Genomic DNA, 26263 nt, shown 5'->3' with positions numbered 1-26263 from the left:
ATCCGCACGCCCAATCCACGAGGCGGTGGCCGCCGGATACGGCGTATCCGGCACGGCTGGCAGGTCTTCGGACTTGCGGGCACGGGCCTTCTGGCCGACCCCGGTCGGTGCCGGGGCTCACCTACTGGCCGTCGCTTCCCAGGTCACGGGCAAGACTGCCCGGTATCCCAGTGCCTATGACGGCGGTCGTTCCTGCATACCGCTGCGGGACAGTCCCGGCATCTCACCGGGTTCCCTCTCACTCGACCGGCGAATACTACGACCGGCGAGTTCGACTCCGATACGCGACGTAGGGGCTCCATCTCGTCTGCGCTCGGCGAACCAGCTGCGCCATCCAGCATAGGCGAGGATGACCGAGGCGCGCAGCCGATATCACAACCGCACTAACGAAACTTCGCAAGCGTGCTAGGTCTGGTTGTGAAGATTCGTGCGAAGGACCTTCGCTGTCCGGGCCGAGTTGGGCGGCAGGTACGTTAGGCCAATGTTCTCGAAAGTCTTGGTTGCAAACCGCGGTGAAATCGCGATCCGGGCCTTCCGCGCGGCCTACGAACTCGGTATCGGGACGGTTGCGGTCTTCCCGTATGAGGATCGCAATTCCGTCCATCGGTTGAAGGCGGCCGAGTCTTATCAAATCGGCGAAGAGGGGCACCCGGTCCGGGCCTATCTGTCGATCGACGCCATCGTCGAGGCCGCGAAGTCGGCGGGCGCGGACGCGATCTACCCCGGCTACGGCTTCTTGTCGGAGAATCCTGATCTGGCCGCGGCCTGCGCCCGTGCGGGCATCACCTTCATCGGACCGTCCGCCGATGTGCTGGAGTTGGCGGGCAACAAGGCGCGCGCTATCGCCGCGGCCAAGGCCGCCGGGCTGCCGGTGCTGCGTTCCAGCGCGCCCACGGCCGATGTCGAGGAACTGCTCGCGGCATCCGAGGAACTCACGTACCCGATCTTCGTCAAAGCGGTCGCGGGTGGTGGTGGACGCGGTATGCGCCGCGTCGCCGAAGCCGCGCAGCTGCGCGAGTCCATCGAGGCGGCGTCCAGGGAGGCCGAGTCGGCGTTCGGCGATCCGACGGTGTTCCTGGAGCAGGCTGTGGTCAATCCGCGCCATATCGAGGTGCAGATCCTGGCCGATCAGCACGGCAACGTGATGCATCTGTTCGAACGGGACTGTTCACTACAGCGCCGCCACCAGAAGGTGATCGAGCTCGCGCCCGCACCGAACCTGGATCCCGCGCTGCGCGGGAGGATTTGCGCCGACGCGGTCGCCTTCGCACGCCAGATCGGTTACAGCTGCGCAGGCACCGTCGAGTTCCTGCTCGACGAGCGCGGCAATCACGTCTTCATCGAGATGAACCCGCGTATCCAGGTCGAGCACACGGTGACCGAGGAGATCACCGATGTCGATCTGGTCCAGGCGCAGCTGCGCATCGCGGCGGGTGAGACCCTCGAGCAGCTCGGCCTGAGCCAGGACACGGTGGCCATTCACGGCGCCGCACTGCAGTGCCGTATCACCACCGAGGACCCGGCCAACGGTTTCCGCCCCGATACCGGCCGGATCACCGCCTACCGCACTCCAGGTGGTGCCGGTATCCGCCTCGATGGTGGCGCCAACCTCGGTGCCGAGGTCGGCGCCTACTTCGACTCCATGCTGGTGAAGCTCACCTGCCGTGGAAGCGACTTCGAGACCGCGATCTCGCGAGCGCGCCGCGCGGTCGCGGAATTCCGGATCCGCGGTGTGGCGACCAATATTCCTTTCCTGCAGGCGGTGCTCGATGACCCCGACTTCCGCGCGGGCCGGGTCACGACATCATTCATCGAAGAGCGCCCCCAGTTGCTGACGCTGCGCGGGTCCGCCGATCGCGGTACCAAGATTCTCAACTACCTGGCCGACATCACCGTGAACAAGCCGCACGGCGAGCGACCGACCACGATTTACCCGCATGACAAACTGCCCGCTCTCGATCTCAGCGCCGCACCGCCCGCCGGTTCCAGACAGCGCCTGCTGCAGCTGGGGCCGGAGGGCTTCGCGCAGGCGCTGCGCGCCCAGAAGGCCCTCGGCGTCACCGATACCACCTTCCGCGACGCACACCAGTCGCTGCTCGCGACCAGGGTGCGTACCAACGGCCTGCTCGATGTCGCCGGGCACGTCGCGCGGCTGACCCCCGAGCTTTTATCCATCGAGGCCTGGGGTGGCGCGACTTATGATGTGGCGCTTCGCTTCTTGTACGAGGACCCGTGGGAGCGGCTGGCCGCATTGCGTGAGGCAGTACCCAATATCTGCCTGCAGATGCTGCTGCGTGGCCGCAACACCGTCGGTTACACGCCGTATCCGGAGCGGGTGACGCGCGCGTTCGTCGAGGAAGCGACAAGTACCGGCATCGATATCTTCCGCATCTTCGACGCGCTCAACAATGTCGACCAGATGCGTCCTGCCATCGACGCGGTGCGCGAAACCGGTACGGCCATAGCCGAAGTCGCGATGAGCTACACCGGCGATCTGTCCAACCCGGACGAAACCCTCTACACCCTCGACTATTACCTCAAGCTCGCCGAGCAGATCGTGGACGCTGGCGCGCACGTGCTCGCCATCAAGGATATGGCCGGACTGCTGCGCGCTCCGGCCGCCGCGACCCTGGTCACGGCGCTGCGCAGCAACTTCGACCTGCCGGTGCACGTGCACACCCACGACACACCGGGTGGTCAGCTGGCCACCTACCTCGCGGCATGGCAGGCGGGCGCGGACGCCGTCGACGGCGCCAGTGCGGCCATGGCGGGCACCACCAGCCAGCCCGCGCTGTCGGCGATCGTCGCCGCCGCCGCGCACAGTGAATTCGACACCGGCCTGAATCTGCAGAACGTCTGTGACTTGGAGCCGTACTGGGAGGCGCTGCGAAAGGTGTACGCGCCCTTCGAGTCCGGCCTGCCCGCCCCCACCGGCCGGGTATACACCCACGAGATCCCGGGCGGACAGTTGTCGAACCTGCGCCAGCAGGCCATCGCACTCGGGCTCGGCGACCGATTCGAAGAGGTCGAAGCGAAATACGCCGCGGCTGACCGCCTGCTCGGTCGCCTGGTGAAGGTGACGCCCTCGTCGAAGGTGGTCGGGGATCTGGCGCTTGCGCTCGTCGGCACCGGCGTCGAGATCGAGGATTTCGCCACCGATCCGGGTCGCTTCGACATCCCGGATTCGGTCATCGGTTTCCTGCGCGGGGAGCTCGGCACCCCGGCAGGCGGCTGGCCCGAACCGTTCCGCAGCCGCGCGCTGGCAGACCGTGGACCCGCGAAACCGGAAACCGCGCTGACGGCCGAAGACGAGGCCGGGCTCGCAGGTTCCGCGCAGCAGCGACGTGACACCCTCAACCGGCTGCTGTTCCCGGCCCCGACCGCGGAATTCCTCGCGCACCGCGAGAAGTACGGCGACACCACCGGCCTGTCGGCCAACCAGTTCTTCTACGGACTGCGCCGTGGCGACGAACATCGCGTGCAGTTGGAGAAGGGAGTAACGCTGCTCATCGGTCTCGAGGCCATCTCCGAGCCGGACGAGCGCGGCATGCGCACGGTGATGTGCATCCTCAACGGTCAGCTGCGCCCGGTCGCGGTACGCGACCGCGCCATCGCCAGCGAGATCCCGGCCGCGGAGAAGGCGGACAAGACCAATGCGGGCCATATCGCCGCGCCGTTCGCGGGTGTCGTGACATTGGCTGTGTCGGAAGGTGATTCGATCGCGGCGGGTGACACCGTAGGCACCATCGAGGCGATGAAGATGGAGGCCGCGATCACCGCGCCACGCGCGGGCATCGTCGGACGGGTCGCGATCGGCCCGGTGCAGCAGGTCGAGGGCGGCGATCTGCTGATCGAGCTGGCTGTGCGCGAGTCCTCGGCACAATGACGCGAATCGTCGCGGGAACGGCAGGCGGGCGGCGGCTGCGGGTGCCGCCCGCCGGGACCAGACCCACGTCCGATCGGGTGCGTGAAGCTCTTTTCAGCGCGCTGGACGCCCGGATCGATTTCGAGGGTGTCCGCGTGCTCGACCTTTACGCCGGATCGGGCGCACTAGGTCTGGAAGCGCTCTCGCGCGGCGCCGCACACGCGCTGTTGATCGAATCCGACCGCAAGGCCGCCGCGGTCGTGCGCGGCAATATCGATGATCTCGGGCTGCCCGGCGCGCAACTGCGCGTCGGTGCGGTGGCTTCGGTGCTCGATCGTGCGGCAGCGGGCGTATTCGATCTGGTGTTCTCCGATCCGCCATACGAGCTCGACACCGGTTCGGTGGTGGCCGACCTGGGTGCGTTGGCCGAGCACGGTTGGCTGACGCCGGCGGCCGTCGTTGTGGTGGAAAGGTCCATTCGCTCGGCCGAGATCGATTGGCCCGCAAGCTATGTCCCGGCCGAACCGAGGAAGTACGGCGAGACCAGGATCGAACTCGCGCAGTACGAGCCGGACAACTAGCGGCCCGCACCCGAGCCTGCGCCCCGATACCCGCCTGCTAGCGTTTGGCGTATGGCAGGAGCGTTGTGCCCGGGCTCGTTCGACCCGGTGACCAATGGGCATATCGATGTCTTCAACCGGGCAGCGGCCCAGTTCGACGAGGTCGTGGTGACCGTCATGATCAACAAAAACAAGCAGGGCATGTTCAGCGTCGAGGAGCGCATGGAGATGCTGCGTGACGCGACCAGCCACCTGCCGAATATTCGGGTGGAGTCGTGGTACGGCCTGCTGGTTGATTTCGCGCGTGAGCAGGGCATCAGCGCGATCGTGAAGGGGCTGCGCGATGCGGGCGACTTCGGCTACGAGCTGCAGATGGCCCAGATGAACAAGAAGCTCTCCGGTGTGGACACCTTCTTCATCGCCACCAACCCGGCCTTCAGCTTCCTGTCCAGCTCGCTGGTCAAAGAGGTCGCCAACTTCGGCGGTGACGTCACCGACATGCTCCCACCTCTCGTTCACAAACGCCTGCTGGCCCGCTTGGCCGAACGCCGCGCCTAGGAGCCGCACAGACGAAACCGCCCTGCTTCGGACGATCTTTGGAAGCAGGGCGGTTGTATGTCGCTGACTAGAAGACCAGACCGCGCAGGGCGAGGAACCGCGCGCCGCCAACGGCTGCGGTGATGGCGAGAATCGCGGACGCCTCGGCGATTCCGCCGATGCCCGGGGTCCACACATCCAGTGCGGCGAGTCCGGCGGTGGTCACGCCGAGACCGATCAGCGCCAGGCCGCCGCCCTCCCATTGCGCGGTGAACCAGCCGACTCGGCCGGAGGCGTGGAAGGTGAGCTGGCGATGTAGCTCATTGGCGATCACGGTGCTGACGATCGATCCGATGACATTGGCGACCAGCGGCCCGATGCCGTGCATGGCGAAGAACAGCAGAACGTAGGCGATATTGCTGGAACCGCCGACCAGCGCGAAGCGAATCAACTGCGGGAAGGCGCGGTCACCGCGCAGATACTGCACGACCCGTTCGAACGGCCGCGCAACCGTTACCGACCGCAGCACCGGGTATGGGCCCACCCATGGTGCGTAGATGGTGGCAGCCGCCGGTTGCGGGACTTCCAGAACAGTCATTGTCTTCCGATCGAACACGAGCCTTTGGTATGGACAACAGCGACGGTTATCGCTTTCCTTCCCGCCGGCTCACGACTATCGCTTCGAGACTCGTCGATCACCCGCTTCCGGATGTCCGCCCGTTGGCGTCCTCCTGTCCCACAGTCCCGGTGGGGGCCTGGGCTTCGCTTATGAAGATCTTGTTCCGACCTCCCGGACAAATGTATCACCAAACGGAGGGGGATCCTCCACTTGATTTTGTGGCGTTCGAGACACTGTGACGACACACCGGAGGATGACTCGGCGCCAGCCGTGACGGGAGGCACACTGGGCCTCGGTGGAGAGTTCGCCGTAAGTCCGCATGAGAGTGGGGTTAGTAAGCATGTATCGCGTATTCGAAGCACTCGACGAGCTGGTTGCCATCGTCGAGGAGGCGCGTGGCATCCCGCCGACCCGCAGCTGCATCGTGCCCAGAGGCGATGTCCTGGAACTGCTCGATGACGTGCGTGACGCGCTGCCCGGCGAACTCGACGACGCCCAGGACGTGCTCGATCACCGCGACAAGATTGTTTCCGATGCCCGCTCGGCCGCGGATTCGACGGTGACCGGCGCCAACGAGCAGGCCAGTCAGACCGTCGGATCCGCTCGCGATGAAGCCGACCGAATCCTGGCCGATGCCAAAGACCATGCCGACCGCATGGTGGCGGAGGCGAGCGCGCACGCCGATCATTTGGTCACGACCGCGCAAGCAGAGGCCGATCGTGTCGTGGCCGAAGGCAACGCCGAATTCGAGGCCGTCACCGGCCGGGCCCGCACCGAGTCGGAGCGGATGATCGAGGCGGGCAAGGCATCCTACGGCCGGTCCGTCGCCGAGGGGCAGGCCGAGCAGGCGCGTCTGGTGGCGCAGACCGAGGTGGTGCGCGCCGCGCACGCCGAATCGGCGCAGGTCATCGATGGGGCGCACGCCGACGCCGATCGCATGCGTGACGAATGCGACCAGTACGTCGATAACAAACTCGCAGAGTTCGAAGACACTCTGAACAACACTCTTCGAACCGTCAATCGGGGCCGCCACCAGCTGCGTTCCGGTGCGGGCTCACCCGACTACGCCACCGAGTACCGCCGCTAGCGGCCGCAGGTTCGTTCCGGCCGAGGCCGGGAAAGCGGCGGGCGTTTTGAGCTTCGGTCCACACCTCGAGTACTGTTGACTGGTTGCCCATTTTCCCCTTCGACGTAAGTGAGTTCGTGATGCCCGCCGGTTCCGGTTCCGCCTCGCGTTCCAATGCGGCTTCGCGCCGCATGCCGGACGCGTTTTTCGTGCTGGACACCCGAAGCCTGGGTCGTCGCCCCGGCACGATGCGGGAACTGCGTCGCACGGTCACCACGAAGGATCGGATCGGGCTGGATCTGATCGCCATTCCGGCAGGCTCCGAGGTCGAACTCGATCTGATGCTGCAGGCGGTGTCCGAGGGTGTGTTGGTGACCGGCACGGTCTCGGGTGAAACCGCCGGAGAGTGCACGCGCTGCCTCGAGCCGTTCACCGCGGAGATCGAGCTCAACCTCACCGAGCTGTTCGCGTATCCGGATAGCGCCACCGAACAGACCACCGAGGATGACGAGGTCCACCGTCTCGTCGACGACACGATCGACCTGGAACCGGTGATCATCGACGCCATCGGTCTGGAGCTTCCGCTGCAGCCGCTGTGTTCGCCGGACTGCCCCGGGCTGTGCTCGGAATGCGGTGTCCGGATGGCGATTGCGGGTTCCGATCATGGGCATGAGATACTTGACCCTCGCTGGGCCGGGTTGGCGAAGTTCGCCACCGAGTCGCCCGGCAGTGGCAGCCCCGATTCGGGCGCGGCCGACAAAGACGATTAAAACCATCAAGACCAAAACCGTTCTGCCTAACTGGCAAGCAGTACGACAAGAGGAGAAGTAGTCGTGGCCGTTCCCAAGCGCCGGATGTCCCGTTCCAACACCAGGTCGCGGCGCAGTCAGTGGAAGGCCACCGCGCCGACCCTGATCACGTGCCCGAACCGCGCCTGCGGCGAGAAGACCCTGCCGCACATCGCGTGCCCCTCCTGCGGCACCTACAAGGGCCGCCAGGTCACCGCTGCTGTCTGATCGTTCGACCTGTCGTAACGACGTGACCGTCAGTAAGGACGAAACAGGCCCGTCCGATGACCATGGTCGGCTGCTCGCCGCGCTCGGCGTGGACGTGCAGCCCGATTTGCTGCGCCTCGCGCTGACTCACCGGTCGTATGCCTACGAAAACGGTGGGCTGCCGACCAATGAGCGCCTGGAATTCCTAGGCGACTCGGTCCTCGGCCTCAGCATTACCGAGCGGCTCTATCGCGAGCACCCGGAGAAGTCCGAGGGTGAGCTGGCCAAGCTGCGCGCGAGTGTGGTCAACATGCACGCGCTGGCCGAGGTGGCACGCGGGCTCGGCGAGGGCGGGCTCGGACAATACCTGCTGCTGGGGAAGGGCGAAGAGCTCACCGGCGGCCGGGACAAGCCGAGCATCCTCGCCGACGGTATGGAGTCGCTGCTCGGTGCGGTGCATTTGGAGCATGGCATCGAGGTAGCGCGTGAAGTGGTGTTGCGGCTGTTCGCCGATCTGCTCGAGCGGGGTCCCCGGATGGGGGCCGGCCTCGATTGGAAGACCAGCCTGCAGGAGCTCACCGCCGAACGTGGACTAGGCGTGCCCAGCTACGAGATCACATCGACGGGTCCCGACCACGACAAGGAATTCACCGCGACCACGGTGGTTGGTGGCCGGTCCTACGGCACCGGAGTCGGCCGCTCCAAGAAGGAAGCCGAACAGAAGGCCGCGGGCGCCGCCTACCAGGTGCTGATCGCCGAAGGCTGACGTGCCCGAACTCCCCGAGGTAGAGGTGGTCCGTCGCGGACTCGCTGAACACGTGGTCGGTCGCGTGATCGAGTCGGTGACGGTGACCCATCCCCGCTCGGTGCGCCGCCATTTGGAAGGCGCCGCCGATCTGGCTGCTCGGATGACCGGACTACGAGTGGCCGCCGCGCAACGGCGCGGCAAGTATCTGTGGCTGACCTTCGATGATCCCGACGTGTCGCTCGTCGTGCATTTGGGGATGAGCGGCCAGATGCTGGTGCAACCGTTCGATGCCCCGGTCGAGAAGCATGCCCACATTCTCGCCACCCTCGACGATGACACCCAGCTGCGTTTTGTCGATCAGCGCACCTTCGGTGGCTGGGCCCTGGCGCCCCTGGTCGCAGTGGACGGTGCTTTGCTGCCCGAACCGGTGTCACATATCGCGCGCGACCCTATCGATCCACTCTTCGAGCCCGAATCCGTGGTGGCCGTATTGCGTGCCAAACAATCCGAGATCAAGCGGCTGTTGCTGGATCAGTCTGTGATCTCCGGAATCGGCAATATTTACGCCGACGAATCTCTGTGGCGTGCCGAGATCCATGGCAACAGGTCGGCGGCAGGGCTGACCAGGCCTGCCCTGCGAAGGCTGCTCGCCGAGGTCGGCGCGGTGATGGGCGAAGCGCTGGCCGCCGGTGGCACCTCGTTCGACGCGCTGTATGTGAACGTGAACGGTCAGTCCGGGTATTTCGAGCGTTCGCTGGCCGCCTACGGCCGTCAGGACGAGCCGTGCCGTCGCTGCGGTGCGCCGATCCGTCGCGAACGGTTCATGAACCGTTCGTCCTACTCTTGCCCGCGCTGCCAGCCGAAGCCTCGACCCCATCCGCGCTAGCGAGCTACCGTTTCTTCTTAGGCGGTTCGGGCAGTCACTCCGACCGTGGAGGAAGGACATATGCGCAAACTCACCTACTACGTCGCCTCGACCATAGATGGATTCATCGCCACCGAGGACGGCTCGGTCGACTTCTTCCCGGTGGGCGGTGATCATGGTCCGGCGATCACCGCGCAATACCCGGAGACGCTGCCAACCAAGGTGCGCGAGGCGCTCGGTGTCGATAGGCAGAACCGCTATTTCGATTCCGTGCTGATGGGCCGCAAGACCCACGACTTCGGGGTGCGGACCGGGACCTCGAGTCCTTACGCGCACCTTCGGCAGTTCGTGGTGTCGACGACGCTGCCGGAGAGCCCGGATCCGGCGGTCGAGCTGATCGCCACCGACCCACTGCAGAAGGTGCGGGAGCTCAAGCGGGATAACGGGCTCGGGATCTGGCTGTGCGGCGGCGGCGAGCTGGCCCAAGCGTTATTGCCGGAAATCGACCAGATCTTCCTGAAGCTGTATCCGGTGGTGCTCGGTCGGGGTCGACCGCTGTTCGGCGCCGGTATGCGCCAGCCGGATGCGGCGCGATTCCGGGTGATCACCAGCCGGGTTTTCGAGGATGGAGTGGCTTTCATGAAGTACAGCAGGATTCGCTGACCCGCTGTGGCGGAACATGATCCGACCGCTGAGCCGGACTCATCACAGGTGCCGGGTCCGGTGGAGGCGTTGCGTGAGATCGGCTTCTGGCTGGAACGCTCGCGCGCGCAGACACATCGGGTCAAGGCATATCGACGCGCGGCGAATATTGTTGCGGCGCTACCTGATTCGGAGCGGCAAACGCATCGGGCCGCGCGCGGCTGGCGCGATATCGCCGGGATCGGGCCGAAGACCGCGGCGGTGATCGAGCAGGCGTATTCCGGTGCGATACCGGACTATCTTGTCGAGCTGCGCAAGGAAGCGCGGCCGATCGGGGTGCCGGGCATGCCGTTGCGCACGCTGCTGCGCGGCGATCTGCATACTCACTCCGATTGGTCCGATGGTGGCAGCCCGATCGCCGAAATGATGGGTGTCGCCGCGGCGCTCGGGCACGAATACTGCGCACTGACCGATCACTCGCCGCGACTGACGGTGGCCAACGGACTGTCCGCGGACCGGTTGCGGCGTCAGTTGGATGTGGTCGCCGAACTGAACGAGCGGATGGCGCCGTTTCGGATTCTGACCGGTATCGAAGTGGACATTCTCGATGACGGCACCCTGGATCAGGAGGCCGAGCTGCTGGCCGGGCTCGATATCGTGGTCGCCAGCGTGCATTCACATCTGCGCGCCGACAGCGAAACCATGACCAAGCGGATGGTGTACGCGGTGGCGAACCCGCATGTGGATGTCCTCGGCCACTGCACCGGGCGGTTAGTCGAGGGAGAGCGGGGTACCCGCCCCGAATCGAGTTTCGACGCGGAGCTCGTTTTCGAAGCGTGCCGCCATTATGGCACCGCTGTCGAGATCAACAGCCGGCCTGAGCGTCGCGATCCGCCCGCACGCCTATTGCGGCTCGCCGCGGACATGGGCTGTCACTTCAGCGTCGACACCGACGCACATGCACCCGGACAACTGGACTGGCAGGGTTACGGCTGCGAACGAGCCGTCGCGAATGGTGTTGCACCGGAGCGGATTATCAACACTTGGCCACTGGACGACCTGCTCGCCTGGACCGGCTCGGACGAGCATCGCGGGTAACGAGACGCCTCGCCCGCGCAGCGGCGACCACGGCCACTGTCCAACTCCTGGTCAGACCCCGAAAAGGCCAACTGCTTGGTTCGAATTCATCTATTGGAGGTACGTTGTTTGACGGCCCCCCTGATCGCGCTACGGCGTGACCAGGCCAACCAAGCCCGATGGACGGCGGTGCAGGCTCTAGTCTTCACCTCCGCCGCGGCGGCCACCACGTTCGGCGCCCAGCGCACCGAGTGCTGGGTGGATGTGCAAACGGTTGTCCCTGGAAGGATGGTCATGAGCGCAGGGTTATCCGCGCCGATTTCGGCGCCCATCGCCTGTTCGGATTTGCTGTCGATCGATCATGTCGGCGAACGCTTCCGTATTGCCATGGTTGTTCCACCCTATTTCGACGTGCCACCAAAGGCGTACGGGGGTGTCGAAGCTGTAGTCGCCGATTTGGTCGACTCGCTTGTCACACGCGGGCACCACGTGACATTGCTCGGTGCCGGTGAACCAGGTACCAAAGCCACATTCGTCCCGGTCTGGGACCGGGCGCTGCCCGAGCGGCTCGGTGATCCGTTTCCGGAGGTCGTGCACGCGCTGAAGACGCGGCGGGCGATTGAGCGGATTGCTGCCACCTCCGGCCTGGACCTGGTGCACGATCACACCTTCGCCGGCCCCCTCAATGCCCCGTCCTACTGGGGTCTGGGGTTGCCGACGGTGGTGACCGTGCACGGACCGGTCGAGGACGATTCCTACCGGTACTACCACGAGCTGGGGAAAGAGGTGGCACTGGTGGCCATCAGCGACCGCCAGCGTGCATTGGCGCCGGACCTGAACTGGGTCGGGCGCGTACACAATGCGCTCCATGTGGAGCAGTGGCCGTTCCAACCGGAGAAAGGGGATTACGCGCTGTTCCTCGGCCGGTTCAACGAGTGCAAGGCGCCGCACCTGGCGCTGGAGGCCGCGCACGCGGCCGGTATCCCGCTGGTGCTCGCCGGCAAGTGCAGCGAGCCATCGGAGCAGGCGTACTTCGAGAAGAAGGTGCGTCCGTTGCTGACCGAGCGCGACCATGTGTTCGGCCTCGCCGACGCGGCTGCCAAGCGTAAACTCCTTGCAGGCGCGCGCTGTTTGTTGTTCCCGATCCGCTGGGAGGAACCATTCGGCATGGTGATGATCGAGTCGATGGTCTGTGGCACACCGGTGGTCGCGCTGCGCGGCGGCGCGGTCACGGAGGTGATCGTCGATGGGGTGACGGGTCGGATCTGTGATGATCCCGCCGAGCTACCCGCCGCTATCGCCGAAATGCGCGATATGGATCCGGCTGCCTGCCGCGCGCATGTCGAGGCGAATTTCGGTGCGAGCACGCTGGGACAAGGCTACGAACAGGTCTATCAACAGCTATTGCGGTCGAGTACCGCCGCTCGTGCCAGCCGCTGGCTGGGTGATGCGGTCCCGATCCGGGTAGCGGCGAGCGAGCCCGTATGACGTTAGACGACGGCGGTGCGGCGAAACCCGCACCGCCCACCCCAACGCCATTGAACGCCGGTGAGCCGTCGAGGCTCGGCGGTTGCGGCGGTTCCGTGACGTTGGTCGAGGGCGGGACTTTCTGTCTGTCGAACCGGCTCGGCGATGTCGAGCCGGGGCGGCCACACGGGCTGTTCTTCCGGGACGCCCGGGTCCTGTCCCGATGGGAACTGCTGGTGGACGGCAAGCCCGCCGAGTCGCTGTCGGTGCTGAGTCCCGAGGCGTTCGCCGCCAGGTTCGTGCTGCGCAGGCCACCACAGGCGGGGCTTGCCGACAGCACCTTGCTGGTGGTGCGCGAGCGGCTCATCGCCGACGGTATGCACGAAACATTGCGGCTGGAGAACATGGGCCGTGAACCCACCGCGGTCAACCTGGAACTGCACGTCGACGCCGATTTCGTGGATCTGTTCGCGGTGAAAGAGGGCCGCGCCGGGCACGGACGTGCCGAGGTCACAGTCGGTGAGGGCGAGTTGCTGTTGCACGACCGGACCGATCGGACGCGCGGGCTGTCGGTGTCCTCGACTGTCGAACCGGAAGTTATGCACGGCTCGCTGGTGTGGCGAGTCGTCGTGCTGCCCGGCACGAGTTGGAAGACCGAGATCATCGCCCAGCCGAAGGTCGGTAATCAGCGGGTCCAGGCGCCGTTGGCGCCGGGGCAGAGCCCACGTCTCAGCGCACCCAGCCGCAAGATCGCCGCGTGGCGCGATACCGCGACCAATATCGCCGCGACTGATCCGGTACTCGCCCAGGTGCTGCGACGTTCCGAAAGCGATCTCGGTGCTCTGCAGATTCATGACGACTCCAGCTCCGGTCGTCCCTTCGTGGCCGCTGGTGCGCCGTGGTTCATGACGCTGTTCGGCCGCGACAGTCTGCTGACCGCGTGGATGGCGCTCCCGTTGGAGGTCGACCTCGCGCTGGGCACCCTGCAACAATTGGCCGATCTGCAAGGCCAGACCGTCGACCCGCTCACCGAGGAGGAGCCGGGGCGGATCATGCACGAGATGCGCCGTGGTCCGGCCAGCGGGCAGGTGCTCGGCGGCAATACCTATTACGGAACTGTCGACGCGACACCGCTTTTCGTGATGCTGCTGGCGGAATGCTATCGGTGGGGTGCCGATCCGGAGGTGATCAAGGCGCTGCTACCCGCCGCCGACGCCGCGGTCCGCTGGATCATCGACTGCGGCGACCGGGACCACGACGGTTTCGTCGAGTACCGTCGCGCCACCGATCGTGGTCTGATCAATCAGGGCTGGAAGGATAGCTTCGACGGAATCAACGATGCCGCCGGGCACTTCCCGGAGGCGCCGATCGCGCTGTGCGAGGTCCAGGGCTACGTGCACGCCGCTCTGGTAGCCCGTGCGGAACTGGCCGAGGCGTTCGAGGACGTGCGCGTCGCGCGCAAGATGCGTGAGCGCGCGGCGGAATTGCACGGCAAGTTCGCCGAGCAGTTCTGGCTGCCCGACCGCGGCTGGTACGCGGTCGCGTTGGATGGGCACAAGAGGCAGGTCGACGCATTGACAAGCAATGCGGCGCATTGCCTTTGGGCGGGCATCGCCAGCGACCAGCATGCCGCCGAACTGATCGAGCGGCTATCGAGCGCGGAGATGAACACCGGTTTCGGGCTTCGGACGCTCGCCTCATCGATGGGCGCCTACAACCCGATGAGCTACCACTGCGGTTCGGTGTGGCCGCACGACACCGCGATCGCCGTCGCCGGTCTGCTGCGCTACCAGCACGTGCCGGGCGCGGTCGAGCTGGCGACCCAGCTGGCGAGCGGATTGCTGGATGCGGCAGCGTTTTTCGGCGGTCGCCTGCCAGAATTGTTCTGCGGTTTTCCGCGCACCCAGTTCGCGGTTCCGGTGCCGTATCCGACATCCTGCTCGCCGCAAGCGTGGGCGAGCGCGGCGCCGCTGCTGCTGGTGCGCGCGTTCCTCGGGCTGAATCCGAATGTCCCCGCCCGCACGCTGACTGTGCGGCCACAGCTGCCACCGGAGTGGGGCAAGATCACGATCGGTGACCTGCGATTGGGTTCGGTGACCGTCGATCTCGAGGTGCAAGGCAATCAGGTCACCGCGGCGCGGCTGCCCGAGGACTGGCAACTGATCACGCGCTGATCCTGGGGCGTGGGATTGCCGTGTGGGGCGGCTGTGGCCTGCGCGGCGCCGTGCGGCCGACAGTGCGACCGGTCGTCGGTGCCACCCTGAAGGGCCCGCCGTGGTGGCGGGCCCTGTGCTCAGCCGCGCGGGGGGTCGCGGTTGTCCAGGTCGATATTCAGTTCGACCACGTTGACGCGCGGTTCGCCGAGGAAGCCCAGCGTGCGGCCTGCGGTGTGCGCGTCGAGGACCTGACGCACCTGATCCTCGGAAATGTCGCGAGACTTGGCGATTCGAGCCACCTGAATCGCGGCGTAGGCCGGTGAGATATTCGGGTCCAAGCCGCTGCCGCTGGCGGTGACCGCGTCGGCGGGTACGGCCGAATCGGCGGGGGCGTCGCCGCGAATCGGGACGATGCGGCCCACCGAGTAGTCCTCGCCCGGCTTGGCGCATTCGACCCGCACACCGAGGTAGGTGGCGACGAACGGCTGCGCGGGGCATGCCTGGTTGACACTCACCACCCGCACCGGATGACTGACCGCACCGTTGGTGTCACGCGGGCCGATCACCGAAACAACGGCGCCGACACCATCTTCGGTACAGAACGGACGGCTGCCGTCGACCCCCTCACGGTCGCCGATCTCTTTGCTGCGTGCGCACACCGTGGACAGCAGGCTCGGTTTCGCATTGCTCGGATCCGCGTTCAAAGTGTCCACGATGCTCTCTGGGCCGAGGTTGCTCGCCCCGGAGGACAACGGGTCGTAGCCGTCGCCCGCCGCGGACGGACGGCTTTGGAAATACTGCGCGAGTGCTTTGCCGTCGGCATCGGCGAAGGACTGCCCGATGAGGCTGGAGCCGACCACCTCGCCACCGGATTCGATGAGCGACCCATTCGCCCTGTCGTGCAGGCCGGGCACTTGGGCGATCACGAAAACCGCCAGCGGATAGACGATTCCGGTGATGACGGTCAGCACCAGCAGCGCACGTAGTGCGGCCAGGTGCTGGCGGATCCAGGTTGACTTCCGCATTGTGAAGATTGACATATCAGGACATCCCGGGGAGGAGTTGGACGACGAGGTCGATGAGCTTGATGCCGATGAACGGTGCGACGATGCCGCCGAACCCGTAGATCGTCAGATTGCGGCTCAACAGTTTCGACGCATTGGACGGCCGGTAGTTCACCCCGCGTAGCGCTAGCGGTATCAGCGCGACGATGACGATCGCATTGAAGATGACCGCCGAGAGAATCGCCGACTGCGGACTGGCCAGCCGCATGACGTTCAGCAGACCCAGGCCGGGGAAGATCGTCACGAACAGCGCGGGAATGATCGCGAAGTACTTGGCGATGTCGTTGGCGATCGAAAACGTGGTCAGCGCACCGCGAGTGATGAGCAACTGCTTGCCGATCTCCACGATCTCGATGAGCTTGGTCGGATCCGAATCCAGATCGACCATGTTCCCGGCTTCCTTGGCCGCCGAGGTGCCGGTGTTCATCGCGACGCCGACATCGGCCTGCGCCAGCGCGGGGGCGTCATTGGTGCCGTCGCCGGTCATCGCGACCAGCCTGCCGCCGTCCTGCTCCTGTTTGATCAGCGCCAGTTTGTCCTCCGGGGTCGCCTCCGCGAGGAAGTCGTCGACGCCCGCCTCGTCGGCAATCGCCTTGGCGGTCAACGGGTTATCGCCGGTGATCATTACCGTGCGGATGCCCATCCGGCGCATTTCGTCGAAACGCTCCCGCATGCCCTGCTTCACCACGTCTTTCAGGTGAATGACGCCGAGCACCCGGGCGGTGCCGTCGTGGTGTTCGCCGACCACAAGGGGAGTACCGCCGGAGGCGGAGACACCGTCGACGATCACGCCGATCTCGGTGGGCACCGAACCGCCGTGTGTCTGAACCCAATCGGTGACCGCGCTGGCCGCGCCCTTGCGTAGTTGATGTCCGTCGGCGAGATCGACACCCGACATTCTCGTTTGCGCGGTGAATTCCACCCAGGTCGCGCCCGTCAGCTCACCGGGGGTGCGTTCGCGTTTATTGAACGCTTGTTTGGCGTAGACGACGATGGATCGACCCTCGGGGGTCTCGTCGGCGAGGCTGGACAGTTGGGCGGCATCGGCCAGTTCGTCATCCGGAATGCCAGGTACCGGGACGAATTGCGAGGCCTGCCGGTTGCCGAGGGTGATGGTGCCGGTCTTGTCCAACAGCAGCGTATTCACATCGCCCGCGGCCTCGACCGCGCGCCCGGACATGGCCAGCACATTGCGTTGCACCAGCCGGTCCATGCCCGCGATGCCGATAGCCGACAACAGCGCGCCGATGGTGGTCGGGATGAGGCACACCAGTAGCGAAACCATGACGATCCCGGTCACGCCATGCATGTCAAGAGCCGAAGTGTCGGGCACCCCAGGGTTGTTCGACTTGGCGAAGATGGCCATCGGCTGCAGCGTGACTACCGCGAACACGAAGATTATCGTCAGCGCGGCGAGCAGGATGTTCAGCGCGATCTCATTGGGCGTCTTCTGCCTGCTCGCGCCCTCGACGAGAGCGATCATCTTGTCGATGAAACTCGCGCCGGGCTCCTGGGTTATTTTCACGACGATCCGGTCCGAAAGCACGGTGGTACCGCCCGTAACCGCCGAGCGATCTCCACCGGATTCCCGGATGACCGGAGCGGATTCGCCGGTTATGGCCGATTCGTCCACCGACGCAATGCCTTCCACGACATCGCCATCGCCGGGAATGACCTGACCGGCCTCGACGACCACATAGTCGCCGCGCTGCAATGCCGGCGCACCGACCGACTCTTCGACCGACCCCGCCCCCGGTGACCAGCTCAGCAGCCGCCGAGCCATGGTGTCGGTCTTGGCTTTTCGCAGTGTGTCGGCCTGGGCTTTGCCGCGTCCCTCGGCCACCGCTTCCGCGAGGTTCGCGAAGATTACGGTGAGCCACAGCCACACCACGATCGCCCAGGCGAAGAAGCTCGGCTTCGTCAGCGCGAGCACGGTCGACCAGACGGCGCCGATCTCCACGATCAGCATGACCGGGTTGTGCCACATAGTGCGCGGGTCGAGTTTGCGTATCGCGCCGGGTAGGGAGGTCAGCAGCATCTTCGGATCGAGGACGCCGTGCTCCGGGCCGCCGCGGCGTGCACTCTGGTGCGGTATTTCAGGAGCGGGACCAGCGAGTTCGGTTGTCGGAGTAGGCATGTCAGTGGATTCCTTCGGCGAGCGGCCCGAGCGCGAGTGCGGGCAGGAAGGTGAGTGCGACCAAGATCAGGGTGACGCCGACTACCATGCCGACGAACTGCGGCCGATGGGTCGGCAACGTGCCGATCGACTCGGGAGTTGTGCCCTGCCGGGCGAGCGAACCCGCAAGGGCCAGCACGAAAATCATCGGCAGAAATCGGCCGAACACCATGGCCAGACCGAGCGCGGTGTTGTACCACTCGGTATTGCCGGCCAGACCCGCGAACGCGGACCCGTTGTTGTTCGCCGCGGAGGTGAACGCGTACAGCACTTCCGAGAGCCCATGCGGTCCCGAGTTGGCCATGGCGGCGCGCTGGCCGGGCATCGCCATCGCGATTGCCGTGCCTACCAGCACGATCAGCGGACTGATCAGGAAATATGAAGCGGCCAGCTTGATTTCGCGTGGCGTGATCTTCTTGCCCAGGTATTCCGGTGTACGACCGACCATCAGGCCGGCCACGAAGACGGTGATCACCGCGAGGATCAACATGCCGTAGAGGCCCGAACCCGTTCCACCGGGGGCGACCTCACCCAACTGCATGTTGAACATCGTCATCATGCCGCCGAGGCTGGTGTAGGAGTCGTGGAACGAGTCGACGGCTCCGGTCGAGGTCAGCGTGGTCGCGGTGGCGAACGTCGCGGAATCGGCGACGCCGAAGCGCTGCTCGACCCCCTCGAGGGACGCGCCGATGGCGGTCGGCACGGTGCCGTGATGCTGGAGCTGGAAGAGGTTCTGCAACGTCAGGCTCAACAGCGCGATCGTGCCCATCACCGCCACGATCGCGTAGCCCTGTTTCCGGCTGCCGACCATTCGGCCGAAGGTTCGCGGTAGCGAAAAGCTGATCATCAAAATCAGGAAGATCTCGACCCAGTTCGTCCAGGTAGTCGGGTTCTCGAACGGGTGCGCGGCGTTGGCGTTGTAGAAACCGCCGCCATTGGTGCCGAGTTCCTTGATGACCTCCTGGCTGGCCACCGGGCCGCCGGTAATGGTCTGCTGGGAGCCGTTGAGTGTCTGCGCGACTTGGTCGTGCAGCTGGAAGTTCTGGATCGCGCCTCCCGCGACCAGCACAATGGCGAAGACGAACGCCAGCGGCAGCAGAATCCGCAACGTGCCGCGTACCAGATCGACCCAGAAGTTGCCGAGGTCGCCGGTGTGCCTGCGCGCGAAACCGCGCACCAGCGCGACCGCCACGGCGATGCCCACCGCCGCCGAGACGAAGTTTTGCACCGCGAGCCCGGTCATCTGCACCAGGTGCCCCTGAGTCGACTCACCGGCGTAGTTCTGCCAGTTCGTGTTCGTCACGAAGCTGATCGCGGTGTTCCACGCCAGCGCCGGAGTCATTTCGGTGCCAGGATCACTCAGGTGCAGCGGGAGCTTGCCCTGGATCAGTTGCAAGAAGAACAGGAACAGAACGCTGACCGCGGAAAACGCGAGCACGCTACGGGCATATACGGCCCAGCTCTGCTCGACGCCGGGCTGTACACCGATGGCGCGATAGATGACGCGCTCGGCGCGTGAGTGCTTGGTGCCGCTGTAGACCCGGTACATGTAGTCGCCCAGCGGCACATGGATCAGGGCGAGCGCAATGATCAGGGATGCCGCGAACGCGATCCCCGCGGTGGTGGTGTTCACCTAGAACCTCTCGGGGAAAAGCAGCGCCGCGACCATGAAGACCGCGACGAGAATAGCCAGGACCAGACCGATCAGATTCGCGATCACAGCTTTTCCACCCCCCGCTGGATCAGGCCGAGCAGCGCGAAGATCGCCACGGTCAGCACCGTGAACACCACGACAGACATTTACACAACCTCCATTTGCGCCCCCTTCATGGAGCGCCACAGGGCGAGTCAAGCGGTCATTCGGGCTGGTGCCGAGCTTCCTTACGGGTCTTTAGCGCCGTGTCGACGAGCATTGACGCTTCGTTTACGCCGACCGGCGATTGCAGGTGAGCCGACCGGCGATTGCAGGTGAAAGGATGCCGTCAAGGTGGCCGGACAACCCGTCAACACACCGTAAAGATCCAGTTCGTGGCGAAATCGTCGCGGTAGAAAGGGACACCGGCCGTCGCGCGGGCTCCTGCGCAACCGGTGTCGCGTCGGTAATGGAGAGGATCGGTCATGTCGGCTGTCACGGTTGCTGTGATTGTCGGGTTTGTTTGCTGCGCGCTGGTCATCCGCGCGCTGGAATCGCTCGGTCGCGGATATGAACGCCGCCGGTGGGACCCGGGTTTCGGCGGACAATGGGTGCGAATCGACCAAGGCACACCGCGGCGCGCAATGATGAAGGAGTGAAACGCGGGCAACTGCGCATCTACCTCGGCGCGGCACCAGGAGTCGGCAAGACCTTCGCCATGCTCGGCGAGGCGCACCGGCGACTGGAGCGCGGCCGTGACGTGGTTGCGGCGGTCGTCGAGACGCACGGTCGGTCCAAGACCGCCGAGTTGCTCGCGGGTATAGAACGGATTCCGACGAAGATGGTCTCCTATCGAGGTACCGAACTCCCCGAACTCGATGTCGACGCGGTGCTACGGCGGCGGCCCGCGGTGGTGCTCGTCGACGAACTCGCACACACCAACGCACCCGGCAGCGTGCATGAGAAGCGTTGGCAGGATGTCGAGGTGCTGCTCGAAGCGGGCATCGATGTGGTGTCGACGGTCAATGTGCAGCATCTGGAGAGCCTCAACGACGTCGTCGAGCAGATCACCGGCATCGTGCAGCGGGAGACGGTTCCGGATGCGGTGGTACGCAGTGCGGATCAGGTCGAGCTCGTCGATATCACACCGGAAGCGTTGCGCCGCAGGCTTTCCCACGGCAATGTCTATGCCGCCGATAAGGTCGACGCGGCGTTGCGCAATTACTTCCGACCCGGAAACCTGACCGCCCTACGCGAATTGGCACTGCTGTGGCTGGCCGATCAGGTCGACGCCGCACTTGCGAAATATCGAGCCGACCACAAGATCACTGAGTTGTGGGAGGCCCGCGAACGGGTTGTCGTCGCGGTGACCGGCGGTGCGGAATCGGAAACCGTGGTGCGCCGAGCCAGTCGGATCGCCACCAAGTCCAGTGCGGAGCTGGTTGTTGTGCACGTCGTGCGCGGGGACGGGCTGGCAGGCGTCTCGACCGCACGCCTGACCCGGCTGCGTGAACTCGCAGCGAGTCATACCGTCACCGGCGACGATGTGCCCACCGCGCTATTGGAATTCGCGCGTGAGGTGAACGCCACCCAATTGGTGCTCGGTACCTCGCGGCGCTCGCGTTGGGCGCGCATGCTCGATGAGGGTATCGGATCGACGGTGGTGCAACGCTCCGAGAAAATCGACGTGCATATGGTGACCCACGAACAGGCGAACCGCGGTCTGCGCCGCTACTCGTTCAGCCCACGCCAACCGGTGGTCGCCTGGCCCGCGGCTGTCGCGGTTCCGGTGCTGGTGTGTGTGATCGGCTCGACGATCCTGGGCAAGCATCTCGATCTCGGCGGCATCAGCGCGGTCTTCTTCGTCGGCGTTGTCGCGGTAGCGCTGCTGGGCGGCATTGTCCCCGCGGCACTTTCGGCGCTGCTGTCCGGATTACTGCTGAACTGGTTTTTCACCACGCCCCGCTACAGCCTGACCATCTCCGAGCCGAACAACTTCCTCACCGTGGTGGTGCTGCTCATCGTCGCGGTCGCGGTCGCCGCCCTGGTGGACGTGGCGGCGAAACAGACCCGCCAGGCGCGCAAGGCTTCCCGGCAGGCCGAGTTGCTCACCATGTTCGCGGGGGCGGTGCTGCACGGCGCGGATCTGCCCAATCTGCTCGAGCGGATCCGGGAGACCTACGGTCAGCGGGCGGTGAGCCTGCTGTGCGGCGAGCAAATACTCGCCGAGGTCGGCGAGCGCCCGCCGCGCCGGGTGAGCGATGCCGAGACCTCGATCGAGGCGGGAGACGCGTCGAGTTGGTTGCTGTTGGCCGGGCGCCCGCTCGAACCCGGTGATCGGCTGGTGCTCAACGCGGTCGCGAATCAGGCCGCCGGGCTGGTGCGTCAGGCGCGTCTTGCCGAGGAGGCGAGCGCCTCGGCGGCGCTGCTGGAGGCCGATCGACTGCGACGGGCCTTGCTCTCGGCGGTCAGCCACGATCTGCGCACACCGCTGGCCGGCGCCAAGGCGGCCGTATCGAGCCTGCGCAGCGAAGACATCGAGTTCTCACCGGAGGACACCGCTGAATTACTGGAAACGGTCGAGGAATCGGTGGATCAGCTGACCGCGCTGGTGGGCAATCTGCTCGACTCGTCTCGGCTTGCGGTCGGCGTTGTCGCACCGCAAATGCGGCAGGTGTACATGGACGAGGTGGCACACCGCGCGCTGGTGAGCGTCGGGATGGGCGCGCGCGGTTTGCGGCGTGCGGCAATGGATCGGGTCAAGGTGGAGGGTGGTGAGGTCTCGGTGCTGGCGGACGGCGGGCTGCTGGAGCGCGTCTTGGCCAATCTCATCGATAACGCGCTGCGGCACTCGTCCAGGGACACCCCCGTACGAGTGACCGCCGAACGCACCGGCGATCACGTATCAATCGCCGTTATCGACGCCGGTCCCGGCATCCCGCCCGGCGCCGAAGAGCAGTTGTTCGAACCGTTCCAACGCCTGGGCGATCGAGACAACACCACCGGTGTCGGGCTCGGTCTTTCGGTGGTACGCGGATTCGTCGAGGCGATGGGAGGCGAGGTGCACGCTGAACCGACACCGGGCGGTGGGTTGACGATGCTCGTCGATCTGCCGGCAGGCCGTGGGCCGGAAACTGAAGACGCTGAACGTGGTTGATGACGGCGGGGTCGCCCGCATGACACAGGAAGTCGCCATGACCGACAGCAAGCCTGAAGTGCCGGTGACCAAGGTACTGGTGGTCGATGATGAACCGCAGATCGTGCGCGCCCTGCGGATCAACCTCTCGGTGCGCGGATACGAGGTGATCACCGCGGGGACCGGTGCCGCGGCACTGCGAGCCGCGGCGGATAAGCACCCCGACGTGGTGATCCTGGATCTTGGCCTGCCGGATATCGATGGGATCGAGGTGCTGGCCGGGCTGCGCGGTTGGACCCAGACCCCGGTGATCGTGCTGTCGGCGCGCACCGATTCGACCGACAAGGTGGAGGCGCTGGACGCGGGGGCCGACGACTACGTCACCAAACCGTTCGGCATGGACGAATTGCTGGCCCGACTGCGTGCGGCGGTCCGGCGCGGCGCCACCGACACCGACTCGTCCGGTCCGGTGGTGGTGACGTCGTCGTTCACCGTCGATCTGGCAGCGAAGAAGGTAACCAAGAGCGGTGCGACAGTCCATTTGACCCCCACCGAATGGGGCATGCTCGAAATGTTGGTCCGCAACCGCGGCAAACTCGTCGGCCGCAAGGAATTGTTGCGTGAGGTCTGGGGACCGTCCTATGCCACCGAAACCCATTACCTGCGTGTGTATCTCGCGCAGCTGCGGCGAAAGCTGGAGGTCGACCCCGCCAACCCCAAGCATCTGCTGACCGAGGCCGGCATGGGCTACCGCTTCCAGGAATAGGGCCTTTAGGAATATGGCTGGGCCGACGATGGTTGCGTGACGAGACGCCGAGCACGCAGGCACCGTTTCCGACGAAGATGGCAGGATCGAACCATGGCCGACCAGACCGCTGCATCCGTGAACCCGACCACCGCACCGACCCCACCACAGGAAACCACGCTGTGGGTCGAGCGCACTGGGACCAGGGCATACACCGGCCGCAGTTCGCGCGGCGCCGAGGTCTTGATCGGATCGCAGGGTGTGCCCGGTGTGTTCACCCCGGGGGAGTTACTGAAGATCGCGCTCGCGGCGTGCGCGGGTTTGAGCGCGGATTTCCCGCTGTCACGCAAACTGGGGGACAACTTCGACGCGACAATCCGCGTCTCCGGCGACGCCGACCGCGAGAACGAGGTGTATCCGCAGCTCGAGGAGGCCTTCGAACTCGACCTCAGCGAGTTGGATGAGCAGGCTCGCGAGCGGCTGCTGGTGACTGTGCAGCGCGCAATCGACAAGGTGTGCACCGTAGGGCGGACGCTGAAGGCGGGCACCAAGGTCACGCTGTCGTTCGACGTCGACGGGTGACGGACCAAACGGTGCCCAGCGGATCCGAGGTGGTCCGCCTCAGTGCCTGGGTGCACGGGTGGGTGCAGGGTGTCGGATTCCGTTGGTGGACCAGGGCCCGAGCTCTGGAACTCGGTTTGCAGGGGCATGCCACCAATGCCCGTGACGGACGGGTGCACGTGGTCGCGGAGGGACCGCGAAACGCCTGCGAGCGGTTGCTGGGTTTGCTGCGTTCCGGGGACACTCCGGGCCGGGTGGATCTCGTTGTGGAAAGCTGGGACGCCGCGAGGGGTGATTTGACCGGATTCGAGGAGCGGTAGTGGACTTGGCAGCGACCAAGGGGAGTGATCGTTGAGTACGCAGGTCCCCGGCGGGGACCGGGGCCGGCCCGACGAACTCGATCCGGCTACCGCGCCCCCGCAACCACCCACACCGTCACCACCCGCTGGGTCCGGTGAATCCATGTCGGAAGGGGAGAGGCCGACCCTCGCCGAACACCACGTGCCACCCCCACCACCGGAACCGGAAAGCGGCACCGCCGATCCCGGCACTCCCGGGGCGTCCTCCGAGCCCGTGCAGCCGGGTTCTCCTCAGCAGGCACAACCGCCGCAGTTCGCGACGCCGCCCCGGCCGGGCAGTATCCAACGGCAGACCGCGGGTGTCACCCAGCCACGTCCGCCGACAGTCGCCGAGGCGAGGGCGCGCGACAAGGCGCGCAAGCACGCCGAGGAGCAGCAGCGCGCCGCCATTGTCGCGGAGGAGGCCAAGAAGCGAACCCGCAATCGGATCCTCATAGGCGGTGTCGCCATCGTCGGTGTCGCGGGGTTGGTCGGCGGCGGGTACCTGGCCTATCGGGCGCTCACCAAACCTGACAAGGTAACCGCGTACTGCACCCAGATCGATCAGAACGGCCAGGAGGTCGTGGTTGACGACGATCTGTGCGATCGGGCCTCGGTCAGCTCCGGCGGCGGATACAGCGGCGGCAACGGCATTTTCATCTACAACGGCAGCCAGTACCGCTATTACTACGGCGGCACCAACACCATCGGGAGCCCACCGCAAGGTGGCAGTACCGTCCAACCCAAAGGCGCGGATATCAAGACCAAGAGCGGTGCCTCCATCCAGCGCGGCGGCCTCGGCAGCAAGAGCGGCGGCGGTTCGTAATGCGGCGGGTGCGCACCACGCCGCGACCGGGCTGGCAACAGATCGTCGAGGGGCAGGGGCTCGTTTACGGCGCGCCGGGGCGTGACGCCAGCGGTCAGCCCCGGCCGTACTGGGACGAATCGGTGCATTACGAGTTCGAGATGGCGGAGATTCTCGCGCTCGAAGCGGATGTCGAGTTGCTGCACTCGATGTGCCTGAACGCGGTCGAGCATGTCGTGCTCACCGAGCGATACCGGGATTTCGGTCTGCCCGAATGGAGTTGGGGGCCGATCGCCGAGTCCTGGCGGCGCGGCGACCCGTACGTGTACGGCCGCTTCGACCTGCGCTATGACGCGCGGCGTCCGGCGAAACTGCTGGAGTACAACGCCGATACGCCGACCTCGCTGCTGGAGGCAGCGATCGTGCAGTGGCATTGGCTGACTTCGCTGTATCCCGGTGGCGACCAATGGAACTCGCTGCACGAGAAACTCGTCGAGCGCTGGAGCGAACTGCGCGATGCGCTGCCGTTGCCGCAACTGCACTTCACCTGGTCCGGCGCCGATGCCACCGGTGAGGACAACGTCACCGCCGCTTATATGCAGGAGACCGCCGCCGAGGCCGGGTTCGACACCATCGCGCTGCCGATCGAGGAGATCGGCATCGACACCGACCTCGACCGGTTCGTCGACCTGGCCGAGGCGCCCATCGACGCGATCTTCAAGCTTTACCCGTGGGAATGGGTGCTCGACGACGACTTCGGTAAACAGGTCGTCGCGAGCCTGCCGCAGACCATGTGGATCGAGCCGCTGTGGAAGACGCTGCTGAGCAACAAGGCCATCCTCGCGGTGCTGTGGGAGATGTATCCCGGACATCCGAATCTGTTGCCCGCCTACCTTGATGCGCCCAATGAGCTCACCGAATACATTCGCAAGCCGAAGTTGGGCCGCGAGGGTGCCAACATGACGATTGTCGGCGCGGGTATGGAAACGGCCACCGGCGGGATCTACGGCGAAGAGGGGTTCGTCTACCAATTGCTGGACCCGCTACCGGAATTCGATGATATGCGGCCGGTACTGGGTACCTGGGTCGTCGGCGATACCGCCGCCGGACTCGGTATTCGCGAGACCGCGGGTCTGATCACCGATGACGGCTCGGCCTTCGTGCCACACCGCATCGTCGGGTAACCGCCGCGGAATAACCTCGGCCAG

Annotated in this window: 23 protein-coding genes and 1 riboswitch; of the genes, 19 read left to right on the top strand and 4 right to left on the bottom strand. The window is 65.6% G+C overall.

The features are described from left to right. Nucleotides 1–41: 41 nt before the first annotated feature. Nucleotides 42–282, bottom strand: a riboswitch (cobalamin riboswitch). A 199-nt stretch (nt 283–481) separates the two neighbouring features. Genes LKE06_RS30370 through coaD form a run of 3 tightly spaced genes read left to right on the top strand, consistent with a single transcriptional unit; the run spans nt 482 to nt 4983 of the window. Further along, nucleotides 482–3886, top strand: a complete 3405-nt coding sequence (locus tag LKE06_RS30370; protein WP_228002880.1) for a pyruvate carboxylase — start codon at nt 482–484, stop codon at nt 3884–3886. Further along, nucleotides 3883–4446, top strand: a complete 564-nt coding sequence (gene rsmD, locus LKE06_RS30365) for a 16S rRNA (guanine(966)-N(2))-methyltransferase RsmD (protein WP_228002879.1) — start codon at nt 3883–3885, stop codon at nt 4444–4446. Before LKE06_RS30370 ends, rsmD begins: the two co-directional genes overlap by 4 nt. A gap of 51 nt (nt 4447–4497) precedes the next feature. After that, nucleotides 4498–4983: a pantetheine-phosphate adenylyltransferase gene (coaD, locus tag LKE06_RS30360; protein ID WP_228002878.1), complete on the top strand. Its 486-nt coding sequence runs from the start codon at nt 4498–4500 to the stop codon at nt 4981–4983. 67 nt (nt 4984–5050) lie between these two features. On the opposite strand, the gene LKE06_RS30355 is transcribed toward coaD, so the two are convergent. Continuing rightward, a complete protein-coding gene (locus LKE06_RS30355; protein ID WP_228002877.1) occupies nt 5051–5560 on the bottom strand; it encodes a GtrA family protein in 510 nt (169 codons plus the stop codon). A gap of 361 nt (nt 5561–5921) precedes the next feature. On the opposite strand from LKE06_RS30355, the gene LKE06_RS30350 reads away from it, so the two are divergent. From LKE06_RS30350 to LKE06_RS30310, 9 genes are all read left to right on the top strand, one after another. Next, a complete protein-coding gene (locus LKE06_RS30350) occupies nt 5922–6668 on the top strand; it encodes a DivIVA domain-containing protein (protein WP_228002876.1) in 747 nt (248 codons plus the stop codon). Nucleotides 6669–6787: 119 nt separating this feature from the next. Continuing rightward, complete coding sequence (locus tag LKE06_RS30345) at nt 6788–7417, top strand: YceD family protein (protein ID WP_228003275.1); 630 nt, start codon at nt 6788–6790, stop codon at nt 7415–7417. 63 nt (nt 7418–7480) lie between these two features. Further along, nucleotides 7481–7663, top strand: coding sequence for a 50S ribosomal protein L32 (gene rpmF / locus LKE06_RS30340; protein WP_014987105.1), 183 nt, complete (start codon nt 7481–7483; stop codon nt 7661–7663). A gap of 22 nt (nt 7664–7685) precedes the next feature. Beyond that, a complete protein-coding gene (gene rnc / locus LKE06_RS30335; protein ID WP_228002875.1) occupies nt 7686–8408 on the top strand; it encodes a ribonuclease III in 723 nt (240 codons plus the stop codon). 1 nt (nt 8409) lies between these two features. Then, entirely contained in the window at nt 8410–9276 is an 867-nt protein-coding gene (gene mutM, locus LKE06_RS30330; protein ID WP_228002874.1) for a bifunctional DNA-formamidopyrimidine glycosylase/DNA-(apurinic or apyrimidinic site) lyase, read from the top strand. Between the two features lie 60 nt (nt 9277–9336). Next, nucleotides 9337–9918 carry a dihydrofolate reductase family protein gene (locus LKE06_RS30325; RefSeq protein WP_228002873.1) on the top strand — a complete coding sequence of 194 codons (582 nt, stop codon included), beginning with the start codon at nt 9337–9339 and terminating at the stop codon, nt 9916–9918. Nucleotides 9919–9924: 6 nt separating this feature from the next. Next, nucleotides 9925–10995: a PHP domain-containing protein gene (locus LKE06_RS30320; protein WP_228002872.1), complete on the top strand. Its 1071-nt coding sequence runs from the start codon at nt 9925–9927 to the stop codon at nt 10993–10995. A gap of 273 nt (nt 10996–11268) precedes the next feature. Next, entirely contained in the window at nt 11269–12462 is a 1194-nt protein-coding gene (locus tag LKE06_RS30315) for a glycosyltransferase family 4 protein (protein ID WP_372477459.1), read from the top strand. Then, on the top strand, nt 12459–14615 hold the full coding sequence (locus LKE06_RS30310) for an amylo-alpha-1,6-glucosidase (RefSeq protein WP_228002871.1): 2157 nt from the start codon (nt 12459–12461) through the stop codon (nt 14613–14615). The genes LKE06_RS30315 and LKE06_RS30310 overlap by 4 nt, the downstream gene beginning before the upstream one ends. Nucleotides 14616–14734: 119 nt before the next feature. On the opposite strand, the gene LKE06_RS30305 is transcribed toward LKE06_RS30310, so the two are convergent. Genes LKE06_RS30305 through kdpA form a run of 3 tightly spaced genes read right to left on the bottom strand, consistent with a single transcriptional unit; the run spans nt 14735 to nt 19470 of the window. Continuing rightward, nucleotides 14735–15622, bottom strand: a complete 888-nt coding sequence (locus LKE06_RS30305; protein ID WP_228002870.1) for a potassium-transporting ATPase subunit C — start codon at nt 15620–15622, stop codon at nt 14735–14737. Between the two features lie 16 nt (nt 15623–15638). Beyond that, nucleotides 15639–17798, bottom strand: coding sequence for a potassium-transporting ATPase subunit KdpB (kdpB, locus tag LKE06_RS30300; RefSeq protein WP_372477452.1), 2160 nt, complete (start codon nt 17796–17798; stop codon nt 15639–15641). Nucleotide 17799: 1 nt separating this feature from the next. Then, nucleotides 17800–19470 carry a potassium-transporting ATPase subunit KdpA gene (kdpA, locus tag LKE06_RS30295; protein WP_228002869.1) on the bottom strand — a complete coding sequence of 557 codons (1671 nt, stop codon included), beginning with the start codon at nt 19468–19470 and terminating at the stop codon, nt 17800–17802. A 485-nt stretch (nt 19471–19955) separates the two neighbouring features. Here kdpA and LKE06_RS30290 point away from each other — a divergent pair, with 485 nt between their 5' ends. From LKE06_RS30290 to LKE06_RS30260, 7 genes are all read left to right on the top strand, one after another. After that, complete coding sequence (locus LKE06_RS30290) at nt 19956–20129, top strand: hypothetical protein (protein ID WP_228002868.1); 174 nt, start codon at nt 19956–19958, stop codon at nt 20127–20129. After that, nucleotides 20126–22627, top strand: coding sequence for a sensor histidine kinase (locus LKE06_RS30285; protein ID WP_228002867.1), 2502 nt, complete (start codon nt 20126–20128; stop codon nt 22625–22627). The genes LKE06_RS30290 and LKE06_RS30285 overlap by 4 nt, the downstream gene beginning before the upstream one ends. A gap of 64 nt (nt 22628–22691) precedes the next feature. Then, nucleotides 22692–23372: a response regulator gene (locus tag LKE06_RS30280; protein WP_228003272.1), complete on the top strand. Its 681-nt coding sequence runs from the start codon at nt 22692–22694 to the stop codon at nt 23370–23372. A 93-nt stretch (nt 23373–23465) separates the two neighbouring features. After that, nucleotides 23466–23933: an OsmC family protein gene (locus LKE06_RS30275; RefSeq protein WP_228002866.1), complete on the top strand. Its 468-nt coding sequence runs from the start codon at nt 23466–23468 to the stop codon at nt 23931–23933. 11 nt (nt 23934–23944) lie between these two features. Continuing rightward, nucleotides 23945–24232: an acylphosphatase gene (locus LKE06_RS30270; RefSeq protein WP_228002865.1), complete on the top strand. Its 288-nt coding sequence runs from the start codon at nt 23945–23947 to the stop codon at nt 24230–24232. 31 nt (nt 24233–24263) lie between these two features. Next, nucleotides 24264–25076: a hypothetical protein gene (locus tag LKE06_RS30265; protein ID WP_228002864.1), complete on the top strand. Its 813-nt coding sequence runs from the start codon at nt 24264–24266 to the stop codon at nt 25074–25076. Then, nucleotides 25076–26239 carry a glutathionylspermidine synthase family protein gene (locus tag LKE06_RS30260; protein ID WP_228002863.1) on the top strand — a complete coding sequence of 388 codons (1164 nt, stop codon included), beginning with the start codon at nt 25076–25078 and terminating at the stop codon, nt 26237–26239. Before LKE06_RS30265 ends, LKE06_RS30260 begins: the two co-directional genes overlap by 1 nt. Nucleotides 26240–26263: the final 24 nt, after the last annotated feature.

This window comes from Nocardia australiensis (assembly GCF_020733705.1).
Lineage (GTDB): Bacteria > Actinomycetota > Actinomycetes > Mycobacteriales > Mycobacteriaceae > Nocardia > Nocardia australiensis.
The sequence above is the reverse complement of the archived record's forward strand: the minus strand, read 5'-3'. Positions and strand labels throughout refer to the sequence as shown.

Coding starts and splice junctions, on each gene's coding strand:
- LKE06_RS30370 (WP_228002880.1), top strand. CDS start 482: ATGTTCTCGAAAGTCTTGGTTGCAAACCGCGGTGAAATCGCGATCCGG.
- rsmD (WP_228002879.1), top strand. CDS start 3,883: ATGACGCGAATCGTCGCGGGAACGGCAGGCGGGCGGCGGCTGCGGGTG.
- coaD (WP_228002878.1), top strand. CDS start 4,498: ATGGCAGGAGCGTTGTGCCCGGGCTCGTTCGACCCGGTGACCAATGGG.
- LKE06_RS30355 (WP_228002877.1), bottom strand. CDS start 5,560: ATGACTGTTCTGGAAGTCCCGCAACCGGCGGCTGCCACCATCTACGCA.
- LKE06_RS30350 (WP_228002876.1), top strand. CDS start 5,922: ATGTATCGCGTATTCGAAGCACTCGACGAGCTGGTTGCCATCGTCGAG.
- LKE06_RS30345 (WP_228003275.1), top strand. CDS start 6,788: ATGCCCGCCGGTTCCGGTTCCGCCTCGCGTTCCAATGCGGCTTCGCGC.
- LKE06_RS30325 (WP_228002873.1), top strand. CDS start 9,337: ATGCGCAAACTCACCTACTACGTCGCCTCGACCATAGATGGATTCATC.
- LKE06_RS30315 (WP_372477459.1), top strand. CDS start 11,269: ATGAGCGCAGGGTTATCCGCGCCGATTTCGGCGCCCATCGCCTGTTCG.
- LKE06_RS30310 (WP_228002871.1), top strand. CDS start 12,459: ATGACGTTAGACGACGGCGGTGCGGCGAAACCCGCACCGCCCACCCCA.
- LKE06_RS30305 (WP_228002870.1), bottom strand. CDS start 15,622: ATGCGGAAGTCAACCTGGATCCGCCAGCACCTGGCCGCACTACGTGCG.
- kdpB (WP_372477452.1), bottom strand. CDS start 17,798: ATGCCTACTCCGACAACCGAACTCGCTGGTCCCGCTCCTGAAATACCG.
- LKE06_RS30290 (WP_228002868.1), top strand. CDS start 19,956: ATGTCGGCTGTCACGGTTGCTGTGATTGTCGGGTTTGTTTGCTGCGCG.
- LKE06_RS30275 (WP_228002866.1), top strand. CDS start 23,466: ATGGCCGACCAGACCGCTGCATCCGTGAACCCGACCACCGCACCGACC.
- LKE06_RS30260 (WP_228002863.1), top strand. CDS start 25,076: ATGCGGCGGGTGCGCACCACGCCGCGACCGGGCTGGCAACAGATCGTC.